This window comes from Actinoplanes sp. NPDC026623 (assembly GCF_040638275.1).
Lineage (GTDB): Bacteria > Actinomycetota > Actinomycetes > Mycobacteriales > Micromonosporaceae > Actinoplanes.
The window spans coordinates 1-9,530 of the sequence record NZ_JBEZXZ010000273.1 but is presented as its reverse complement, the minus strand read 5'-3'; the positions used below and the strand labels follow the sequence as shown (position 1 = coordinate 9,530).

General features: G+C 73.9%; 10 protein-coding genes and 1 pseudogene. 2 read left to right on the top strand and 9 right to left on the bottom strand.

Going from position 1 to position 9,530, the window contains the following annotated elements; all coding sequences use genetic code 11:
- The 6 genes and pseudogenes from AB0F10_RS41635 to AB0F10_RS41610 form a co-directional block, all read right to left on the bottom strand.
- Positions 1–486: pseudogene (locus tag AB0F10_RS41635) on the bottom strand (hypothetical protein); the annotation flags it as partial.
- Positions 483–1,283 carry an ABC transporter ATP-binding protein gene (locus AB0F10_RS41630; protein ID WP_360638929.1) on the bottom strand — a complete coding sequence of 267 codons (801 nt, stop codon included), beginning with the start codon at positions 1,281–1,283 and terminating at the stop codon, positions 483–485. The pseudogene AB0F10_RS41635 and the gene AB0F10_RS41630, both read right to left, overlap by 4 nt.
- Positions 1,284–1,323: 40 nt before the next feature.
- The gene (locus tag AB0F10_RS41625; RefSeq protein ID WP_360638926.1) at positions 1,324–2,127 is read right to left on the bottom strand and encodes a hypothetical protein; all 804 of its coding nucleotides are present in this window, start codon (positions 2,125–2,127) and stop codon (positions 1,324–1,326) included.
- The gene (locus tag AB0F10_RS41620; RefSeq protein WP_360638923.1) at positions 2,124–2,675 is read right to left on the bottom strand and encodes a sigma-70 family RNA polymerase sigma factor; all 552 of its coding nucleotides are present in this window, start codon (positions 2,673–2,675) and stop codon (positions 2,124–2,126) included. Before AB0F10_RS41620 ends, AB0F10_RS41625 begins: the two co-directional genes overlap by 4 nt.
- A 55-nt stretch (positions 2,676–2,730) precedes the next feature.
- Entirely contained in the window at positions 2,731–3,132 is a 402-nt protein-coding gene (locus AB0F10_RS41615) for a VOC family protein (RefSeq protein WP_360638932.1), read from the bottom strand.
- Positions 3,129–3,494, bottom strand: coding sequence for a DoxX family protein (locus AB0F10_RS41610; RefSeq protein ID WP_360638921.1), 366 nt, complete (start codon positions 3,492–3,494; stop codon positions 3,129–3,131). The genes AB0F10_RS41615 and AB0F10_RS41610 overlap by 4 nt, the downstream gene beginning before the upstream one ends.
- A 138-nt stretch (positions 3,495–3,632) precedes the next feature.
- Here AB0F10_RS41610 and AB0F10_RS41605 point away from each other — a divergent pair, with 138 nt between their 5' ends.
- Positions 3,633–5,216, top strand: a complete 1,584-nt coding sequence (locus AB0F10_RS41605; protein ID WP_360638918.1) for a GGDEF domain-containing protein — start codon at positions 3,633–3,635, stop codon at positions 5,214–5,216.
- 4 nt (positions 5,217–5,220) lie between these two features.
- On the opposite strand, the gene AB0F10_RS41600 is transcribed toward AB0F10_RS41605, so the two are convergent.
- Genes AB0F10_RS41600 through AB0F10_RS41590 form a run of 3 tightly spaced genes read right to left on the bottom strand, consistent with a single transcriptional unit; the run spans position 5,221 to position 8,172 of the window.
- On the bottom strand, positions 5,221–6,054 hold the full coding sequence (locus tag AB0F10_RS41600; RefSeq protein ID WP_360638915.1) for an ABC transporter ATP-binding protein: 834 nt from the start codon (positions 6,052–6,054) through the stop codon (positions 5,221–5,223).
- Positions 6,055–6,064: 10 nt separating this feature from the next.
- A complete protein-coding gene (locus AB0F10_RS41595) occupies positions 6,065–7,105 on the bottom strand; it encodes an iron chelate uptake ABC transporter family permease subunit (protein ID WP_360638913.1) in 1,041 nt (346 codons plus the stop codon).
- Positions 7,102–8,172, bottom strand: coding sequence for an iron chelate uptake ABC transporter family permease subunit (locus AB0F10_RS41590; protein WP_360638910.1), 1,071 nt, complete (start codon positions 8,170–8,172; stop codon positions 7,102–7,104). Before AB0F10_RS41590 ends, AB0F10_RS41595 begins: the two co-directional genes overlap by 4 nt.
- A gap of 96 nt (positions 8,173–8,268) precedes the next feature.
- Here AB0F10_RS41590 and AB0F10_RS41585 point away from each other — a divergent pair, with 96 nt between their 5' ends.
- Positions 8,269–9,318 carry an iron-siderophore ABC transporter substrate-binding protein gene (locus tag AB0F10_RS41585; RefSeq protein WP_360638907.1) on the top strand — a complete coding sequence of 350 codons (1,050 nt, stop codon included), beginning with the start codon at positions 8,269–8,271 and terminating at the stop codon, positions 9,316–9,318.
- Positions 9,319–9,530: the final 212 nt, after the last annotated feature.

Sequence of the window (9,530 nt, the reverse complement as noted above, 5' to 3'; positions counted from 1 at the left end):
CGCCCCCCCCGCCGGCGCGCTCACCGCCGACGCCAGCAGGCGGCCGACCGCCAGGCCCAGCCACGCCGCCGCGACCAGCGCCAGGGCGCCGACGGCGACGACGGCGAGGGCCGCCGGCGGCAGGTAGCGGGCGGTGCCGGCGATCCACGGCGCGCCCGCCGCCACCATCGCCAGGTAGGCGCCCACGACGGCGATGCACAGCGCGCCGAGCGTCGGCACCACCCGCTGGGCCCGCGGACGGGGCGTGGTGGCGAACAACTCCGTCACGTTGGAACGGTGCTCGCGGCGCGCCTGCCAGGCGCCGGCGGCCAGCGCCAGCGGCCACAGCAGCACCAGATACGCCCGCTGGGTCATGGCCAGCGGCATCCACCCCGCGGACCAGCGCGCCGGCGCGGCATAGAGGATGGCGGCGCCGGCCAGCAGCAGGATCAGCGCGGTCCCGGCGGCCGCCGACCGGCGCAGTTCGATGCCGAGGATGCGGTTCATCGGCCCGCCTGTTCCCGGTGCCGGCGCAGCAGTGCCGAGTAGCCGCGTTCCGCCGGGCTGTCGCCGGCGTCGCCCTCGGCGCCCTGCGCGACAAGCGTGGCGGGAGTGCCCTGGTGCACGAGCCGGCCCTCGTTGATCAGGACGACGTCGGTGCACGCGGCCGTCACGTCCTCCACCAGGTGGGTGGAGACCAGCACGCAGCAGTCGACGCCGAGGTCACGCAGCAGCTCGCGGAAGTCCAGGCGCTGCTCGGGGTCGAGGCCGACGGTGGGCTCGTCGAGCAGCAGCAGCTCCGGGTCGTTCACGATCGCCTGCGCGATGCCGGCCCGGCGCAGCATGCCGCCCGACAGGGTCCTCATCCGGGCGTCGGCCTTGGCGGTGAGGCCCACCCGGTCGATCGCCCGCTGCACCGCGCCCGGCACGGCGGTCCTGGGCATCTCCCGGAGCCAGGCCACGTACTCCACGAATTCGCGCACCGTGAAGCGCGGATAGAACCCGAACTGCTGCGGCAGGTAGCCCAGGGCGCGGCGCACCCGCCGCAGGTCGGCGCGGCCGTCGACCTGCTCGCCGAGCAGCGCCAGCCGGCCGCTGTCCGGCTTCACCACGGTGGCCAGCGCGCGCATCAGCGTGGACTTGCCGGCCCCGTTCGGGCCGAGCAGACCGTGCACGCCGGTGCCGAACGTCAGGTCGAGCCCGTCGACGGCCAGGTGCCGTCCGGCGCGTACCCGTAGCCCCTCGGCGTGTACCGCCCACGGGTGTGTGGTGGGGGCCGTCTCGGCCGCGCTTACCGTACGCATCAGCTGATCCTCCGGTTGCGGGAACGTGCGGGGGCGGTCGTCACCGGTGGCTCGGCAGCCGCCGGTATGCGTCGGCGCGGCTCGCCGCGAGGGCGGCCAGCGCCAGGGCGGCCAGCGCCCAGACCGGGACGCTGCCCGGCCGAAGCAACGCCGGCAGGTGCGCGTTGACGACGCTGGGCAGCACCACGGCGGCCGCCCAGAGCGCGCCGAGACCCACCGCGGCCCGGCGCACGCCGACCACGGCGCCCAGCGCGATGGTGGCGGCGGTGAACGCGAGGCACGGCAGCAGTACCAGGGCCAGCGACGCCCCGGTGCCCGCGCCCGCGACCGCCAGCACGGGCACGACCACCGCCAGCACCGCCGCGGCGCGCCGCAGCAGCATCGTCAGGCCGGCCGCGGGGGTGCCGGCGATCAGCTCCCACGCCGGGTCGGCGCGGCGGCTCCAGGCGACGGCCACCGCGGGCAGCGGGGCCACCGGCGCCAGCAGCAGCACCAGCGACGGCAGGTCCGGGCGGGCGATCTCGAGCAGGTACGCGCAGCCGAGCACCGCCACCGTCATGAAGAGCCAGGGCAGCAGCGCCCAGACCAGCCACTGGCGCCGCAGGGCCGACCGGACTCCTCGCACGCGTACCGGGGCGGGTCCGGCGGCGATGCCCTGGCTCAGCCCGACGGCGACGAGGTCGAGCAGGGCGCGGGTGTCGTCGGTCATGGCGCCGGCCAGCCCGGCCCGGCAGTCCGGGCAGCCCTCGAGGTGCACCTCGACCGACCAGACGGTGGCGTCGTCGAGCCCGGCGCCTCCCTCGGCGTAGCGGGCGATCACCGCGAGGTTCGGATGGGTGGTCATGAGAGTGCCTCCCGCAGGGCGATCCGGGCCCGCCGCGCGCGGGATTTCACCGTGCCCTCGGGCACGCTGAGCAGCAGGGACGTCTCCCGCACGGAGAGCCCGTCGAGCACCATGGCGCGCAGCACCTGCCGCAGCTCGCTCGGCAGCACGAGCAGCGCCTGCTCCAGCTCCTGGCCCACCCGCCCGGCCATCACCTCGTCCTCGGCGGCGGGCGCGACCGTCTCGGCGAGCGGCACCGCCGGCACCTGCGCTTGCCGGGCCCGCCGCCGGAAGGCGTCGATCAGGCGGTTGGCGGCGATGGTCCACAGCCAGCCGACCGCGCTGCCGGACGCGGCCGACCCGGCGAAGCTGCCCGCCGAGCGCCACACCGCCAGGTAGGTCTCCTGCAGCACGTCGGCGACCAGGTCGTCGTCGGCGCACCGGCGGCGCAGCCGCACGGCCAGCCACGGCGACGTGCGCCGGTACAACTCGTCGAACGCCCGCCGGTCGCCGGTGGCGGTGCGGCGCACGAGGTCCTCCTCGCCGGCCGACTCCAAGGTTCGTCTCACACCCGGCAAGACGACCCCACCTCCCGTAACGGATGTCGCACAGCAGTGATCCGCGTCACCCGGTGCCGAGAAGGTCCCAGCGGTTGCCGGCGATGTCGAGGAAGACCGCGACCCGGCCGTACGGCTCCGTGCGCGGTTCTCGGACGAAGGTGACCCCCGCCCCGGTCATCCGCGCGTACGCGGCGTCGAAGTCGTCGACGCGGAGGAAGAATCCGACCCGGCCGGCCGCCTGGTCCCCCACGGCGGCGCGTTGCCGGTCCCCGTCCGCGCGGGCCAGCAGAATCCCGGTCTGTGCGCCGGGCGGCCGCACGACGACCCAGCGCTTGGGCCGCCCGTCGTTGGTCAGCGACGGCGAGTCCTCCACGAGGTCGAAGCCCAGCACGCCGGTGAAGAACGCGATCGCGGGATCGTATTCGTCGACGATGAGCGCGACCAGATCGATCTGCGCGCGGTTCAGAGCCACGTGGTGCCGAGCCAGGCGGCAGCGACCGCGGCGGCGAGAACGCCGATGTTGAGCCCGATCAGCCGGGCCTCGCCGCGGGACATGTGCACCGCGATGCCGCCGACCTGGATCAGGGCGAGGCCGATCGCCGCGGCGACGGCGAGCCCGGGCGCGATCCCGGTCAGCGGCGGCAGGATCAGGCCGGCCGCCCCGAGGACCTCCAGCGTGCCGATGGTCCTGACCAGCGGCATGGGTACCCGGTCGACCCAGCCCATCATGGGCAGGAGCTGCTCCCGGCTCCGGGCGAGCTTCATGCCGCCGGCGTAGAGGTAGAAGGCCGCCAGCAGCCCGGCCGTGATCCAGTAAGCGATCTTCATGACCACATGATGCAGGGACGTGAGACGGCTTACAAAGAGCACCCGGCGCCGTCAACGTGCGGCTGATCTCCGTTCGGTCCGCTAAACGGGCGGTGCGGGTTGACGATCAGGAGAGCCGTGGCGGAGCGGGGTGGACCGATGAACGAGATCGCGGTGAGTGCCGAGGCGTTGTCGGCTGCGCTGCTGAGGTCGGAGGAGGAGTTCGTCTCCGACGCCACGGCCGCGTATGACGACGCCGCCGAGCTGGTGCGTCGGGCCACGGCGCTGGGCGACGAGGTCCTGCTGATGCGCGCCCGGCTCTTCCGGGCGCGGATGGGCCTGCGTACCGGCGAGATCGCGGGCATCGCCCGGGCGATCCACGACGTGCAGCAGTGGGCCGCCGAGCACGGCGACCGTATGCTCGAGGCGCGCGCACACGCGGCGTGCGCGTCCGTGTACCAGTATTCCGGCGACGCGGCCAAGGGCCTGGAGCACGCGCTGACCGCGGTCGAACTGCTGGACGACACCGCCACCATGTACACCCAGATCTGGCATCGCACCAGGCTGGGCGACGCACTTGCCGAGACCGGCGCGATGGACGAGGCCCGGCAGCGGTACCGGCAGGCCGAGGAGCTGGCCCAGCGGACGCAGCAGTGGGAGCTGCTGCGGATCCTGTTCAACAACTGGGCCTACACCGAATACGAGCGCGGCAACCCCGCCGGGGCCCGCGAGATCGTCGGCCGGATGATCGAGCATTCCGACGCGTACGGTCTCGAGCTCGATCCGCCGTCGCTGCACACGGTCGGCGAGGTGCAGGCCGCCAACGGCGAGTACGCCGAGGCCGTGCAGACGATGCTGGCGTGCATCGCCGGATACGACGACGGATTCGTCGAGCACGTCGCCGACATGGCCAGCTACCGGCTCACCATGGCCCGGGCCCGGCGCGGCCTCGGCGACTACGCCGGGGCGCAGGAGAGCCTGGACATCTGTCGTGAGCAGTGCGTCAGGTTCGGACAGCACGCCCTGCTGGTGCAGGTGCACGGGGAGCAGGCCGACCTGCACGCCGCCGTCGGCGACCACGCCGCCGCGTTCGCCGCGCTGAAGGCCGGCATCGCCGCCCGCGAGGGCCTTCGCTCGCAGGAGCGCGAGGCGCAGGCGCAGGCCCGGCAGGCGATGTTCGAGACCGCCGAGGTCCGCGAGCAGGCCGAGCGGTACCGCGAGCAGGCCCTGCGGGACCCGCTGACCGGGCTGCGCAACCGCCGCTACGTCGACGAGGAACTTCCCGCCCTGATCGCGAAGGACCCCGGGGTCAGCCTGGCGGTCGCCGACATCGACCACTTCAAACGGATCAACGACGAGCTTTCCCACGGTACGGGCGACCGGGTGCTCGTACAGGTGGCGAACCTGCTCGAGACCCGCCTGGCCGCCGCCGCGCCGCACGGATTCGTCGCCCGCCTCGGCGGCGAGGAGTTCCTGCTGGTGTTGCCGGGCACCCCGGTCGCCGCCGCGACCAGGACGCTCGACGGCATCCGCCGGGCCGTCGGCGACCACCGGTGGGACGACATCATCGGCGACCGACCGGTCACGATCAGCGTCGGCGTGGCCACGGTAAGCGAGAATTCGCCCCCGACCCAGGCCGCCACGCTGTCCGCCGCCGACCGCAACCTCTACGCCGCCAAGCGCGGTGGGCGCAACCGCGTCATCGCCGGTACGCCCCGGGAGCGCGTCCGCGACGTGGCCTGAGCGATCACGCGGGCGCCGGCACGGCCGGTGCGGCGCGGGCCGCCCGGCGGCGGTGCCGGTCGGCGGGCACGACCATCGGGGTGCCGGTCTCGGGGTCGGCGATCACCCGGCACGGCATGGCGAACACGTCCTCGACGAGCCCGGCCGTCATCACGTCCGCGGGCGGGCCCTGCGCGACCACCCGGCCGGCGCGCATGACGATGAGCTCGGTGGCGTAGCGGCAGGCGTGGTTGAGGTCGTGCAGCACGGCGACGATGGTGCGGCCCTGCTCGTGCAGCTCGGCGCAGAGGTCGAGGACCTCGAACTGATGCGACAGGTCGAGGAAGGTGGTCGGCTCGTCGAGCAGCAGGATGGGCGTCTGCTGCGCCAGGGCCATGGCCAGCCACACGCGCTGGCGCTGCCCGCCGGAGAGCTCGTCGACGAACCGGTCGGCCAGGTCGGCGACCTCGGTCAGCTCCATCGCCTCGGACACCGCCGCCTCGTCCTGCCGCGACCACTGGCGCATCAGCCGCTGGTGCGCGAACCGTCCCCGGGCGACCAGCTCCTCCACGAGGATGCCGCCGGGCACGACGGGGGACTGCGGGAGCATGCCGAGCAGCTTGGCGATGTGCTTGGAGGGGTACTTCTCGATCGCGTCGCCGTCGAGCAGCACCGTGCCGGCCTGCGGCTTCAGCACCCGTGCGAGCGCGCGCAGCAGGGTCGACTTGCCGCAGGCGTTGGGGCCGACGATGACGGTGAACGAGCCGTCGGCGATCCGCACGCCGAGGTTCTCGGCGACGACCCTGCGGTCATAGGCGAGGGTGAGCGCGGCTGCCTCGAGCCGGGCGTCGTCGGTCATCGGTCGTTCCTCATCCTCTGTTGCGTCGTTCGTGGAACAGCAGCCAGGTCAGGTAGGCGCCGCCGAGCGCGGCGGTGATGACGCCCACCGGGATGTCGTTGCCCGGCAGTGCGTGCTGCGCGGCCCAGTCGCCCGCCGTCAGCAGCGCGGCGCCCATCGCGGCGCTCGGCAGGATCCCGGCGTTCGGGGAGCGGGCCAGCCGCGCGGCGATCGGCGGCGCCGCGAGGGCGATGAAGGCGATCGGGCCGGCCGCCGCGGTCGCGCCGGCCGACAGCCCCACGGCGGCGAGCGCGAGCATGGCCCGGCTGCGCCCCACGGGTACGCCGTGCAGCACGGCGATGTCGTCGCCGAGCGCGAGCATGTTCAGGTGCCGCCCGTGGTGCAGCGCGACCGGCAGCAGGACGGTGACCGCGACGGCGACCAGGACGACCTCGGTCCAGCCGCGGCCGTTGACGCTGCCGAGGAGCCAGACCTGCGCGGCGAGCGCCTCGTCCACCCGGCCGCGGTGGATGAGGTAGGTGTTCGCGGCCTCCAGCAGCGCGGACACGCCGATGCCCATGAGCACGAGCCGGAACGGCTGCATGCCCCGGCGGAACGCCAGCAGGTAGATCGCCACCGCCGAGACCAGGCAGCCGACGATGGCGCCCGCGGCGACCTGGATCCCGCCGCCGCCGAGGATCAGCATGACCACCAGCGCGCCGGTCGCCGCGCCGACGGTCAGGCCGACGAAATCGGGGCTGCCGAGGGGATTGCGGGTGAGTCCCTGGAAGACGGTGCCGCTGACGCCCAGCGCCGCCCCGACGAGCAGCGTGATCAGCACCCGGGGCAGCCGCAGCTCGTGGACGATGAAGTCGGTGCCCGCGTCGCCCCGGCCGGCGAGGCTGCGGAGCACGTCCGGGACGGGTACCGGGAAGTCGCCGCTGGACAGGTTGACCAGCGCCACCGCCAGCGCGGCGAGGGTCAGCGCGGCGCCGACGAGCAGGGCGCGCACGTGCAGGCGTACGGAGAGACCGCCGCCGCGGAGCACGATCCGGGGGCCGTGGGCGCTCACAGGACACTCAGCCGGCGCCGGCGGCACAGCGCGATGAACAGCGGCGCGCCGAGGAAGGCGGTGACCACGCCGACCGGCAGCTCGGCCGGGGCGACCAGCACCCGGCCCAGCACGTCCGACCCGAGCAGCAGGGCCGGGCCGAGCACGAGGGAGTAGGCGAGGATCCAGCGGTGGTCGGAGCCGGCGACCAGGCGCGCGGCGTACGGGACGGCGAGGCCGAGGAAGAAGATCGGCCCGCAGGCGGCGGTCGCGGCGCCGCACAGCAGGGTGACCGCGAGGATGCCGAGCGCCCTGATCCGGCCCGGGTGCGCGCCCAGCGACGTCGCCGACTCCTCGCCCATGCCGAGGGCGTTCAGCTGCCGCCCGAGCGCGAGCGCCAGCAGGATGCCGGCCGCCAGGAACGGCATCACCTGCAGGATGGTGGCGGTCTCGCGGTCGGACAGCGAGCCGACGTCCCAGTGCCGGTAGCGGTCGAACGCCTCGCGCCGGGTGACCAGGACGGCCCACACGATCGCGCCGAGCACCGAGGTGAACGAGACGCCGGCCAGGATCTGCCGCTCCGGGGTGTGCCCGCGGCCGGACCCGCCGAGCGCGAACACCGCGGCCGAGGTGAGCGCCGCGCCCGCGAAGGCGAACCCGACGTAGCCGGTGGCGCTGGTCACGCCGAGGAACGCGACGGCCAGCACTACGCCGGTCGAGGCGCCGAGGCTGACCCCGAGCAGGCCGGGCTCGGCCAGGGGGTTGCGGGTGAGCGCCTGCATGACGGTGCCGGCCAGGCCGAGCGCGGCGCCGACGCCGATGCCGAGCAGGGTGCGCGGCAGCCGCAGCTGGTGGACGATCACCGACTCGGCGGAGCCGTCGGCGTGCCAGAGCACCCGCCAGACCGTGCCGAGGTCGACGGTGCGGCTGCCGATCGCGATGCTCAGCGCCACCGCCACGACGAGGACGGCGAGGCCGGCGGCGAGGCCGGCCCAGCGGCGTCCGGACCGGGAGGTGGCCCGGCGCCGTGATCCGTCCGGCGGGCCCGTCTGCTGTGCCGGGCGTATGCCGGTGGTGCCCTGGGTCAACGTGCTCCATCCATCCCGGTCGTGTGGTTAGGCAAGGCTAACCTACACTCTCGTCCGGGGTCATCGACCAAGGCCCCGTAATCGAAGGGATCAGCCGTGCGGCTAAACACGATCCGGCGGACCGCCACGGTGGCGGCGGCCGGACTCATCCTCTTTCTCGGCGCCTGCGGCCCGAACCCGGAGCCGGCCGGCAGCGGCGACGTCGGCGCGGCGGCCGGTGCCACCGGCTTCCCGGTCGCGCTCCCGCACAGGTACGGCACCACGAACATCACCGCCGAGCCGAAGCGCATCGTGACCGTCGGCCTGGTCGAGCAGGACGCGCTGCTCGCACTCGGCGTGGTGCCGACCGCGACCACCGAATGGTTCGGCGCCAAGCCCGGCGCGGTGTGGCCCTGGGCCGAGGCCGCGCTCGGCGGCGCGGCGAAGCCGCAGGTGCTGACGAACACCGACGGCATCCAGTTCGAAAAGGTCGCGGCGCTGCGCCCCGACCTGATCCTCGCGGTCTACTCCGGACTCACCGCGGAGGACTACGCGACCCTGTCGAAAATCGCGCCGACCGTGGCACAGCCGAAGGACTCCATCGACTACGGCGTCAAATGGCAGGACCTCACCCGTACGGTCGGGTCGGCCGTCGGCCGCAAGGCGCAGGCCGACAGGCTCGTCGCCGACGTCGAGGCCCGCTTCGCGACCGTACGCAAGGAGCACCCCGAGTTCGCCGGCGCGACCGGCCTGATGGCCACCACGTGGGAGGGCTACTACGTGTACGGCCCGCAGGACTCGCGCGGCCGGCTGCTCACCGACCTGGGCTTCAAGCTGCCCGACGGGCTCGCCGAGGTGACCGGCAAGGAGTTCGGGGCGAACCTGAGCAAGGAGCGGACCGACCTGCTCGACACCGGCGCCCTGATCTGGCTTGTCGACAAGTACGCGCCGGACAAGGCGAAGGTGCAGGCCGACCCGCTCTACGCCAAGCTCAAGGTCAAGACCGAGGGGCGCGACGTGTACCTGGAGAACGAGGAGGTTCTCGGCGCGGCCACCTCGTTCGTCTCGGTGCTGAGCCTGCCGCTGCTGCTGGACAAGCTGGTGCCGCAGCTTGCCGCCGCGGTGGACGGCAACCCGGCCACGGCCGTGAAGCGCGCGGCCGCCTGACCGTAGGGGTGGGTGCCGGGCTCGGCACCCACCCGCTTTGTGTCCGGTAACACCTGTATGGCGAGGTTTTCGAGCGCGGAAATCCTCAAGTGGCGCTGTTCGGGCCGTCCGCAACCCGGCGGCACCTGTTCGGGACCTGGGGGTGCACCGCGCAGACCGGAATCTTCTCTGCATGCCCGGCCGACAACGGCTGGACAAGCGGGGGGAAAAAC

Coding starts and splice junctions, on each gene's coding strand:
- AB0F10_RS41610 (WP_360638921.1), bottom strand. CDS start 3,494: ATGAAGATCGCTTACTGGATCACGGCCGGGCTGCTGGCGGCCTTCTAC.
- AB0F10_RS41600 (WP_360638915.1), bottom strand. CDS start 6,054: ATGACCGACGACGCCCGGCTCGAGGCAGCCGCGCTCACCCTCGCCTAT.
- AB0F10_RS41605 (WP_360638918.1), top strand. CDS start 3,633: ATGAACGAGATCGCGGTGAGTGCCGAGGCGTTGTCGGCTGCGCTGCTG.
- AB0F10_RS41630 (WP_360638929.1), bottom strand. CDS start 1,283: ATGCGTACGGTAAGCGCGGCCGAGACGGCCCCCACCACACACCCGTGG.
- AB0F10_RS41625 (WP_360638926.1), bottom strand. CDS start 2,127: ATGACCACCCATCCGAACCTCGCGGTGATCGCCCGCTACGCCGAGGGA.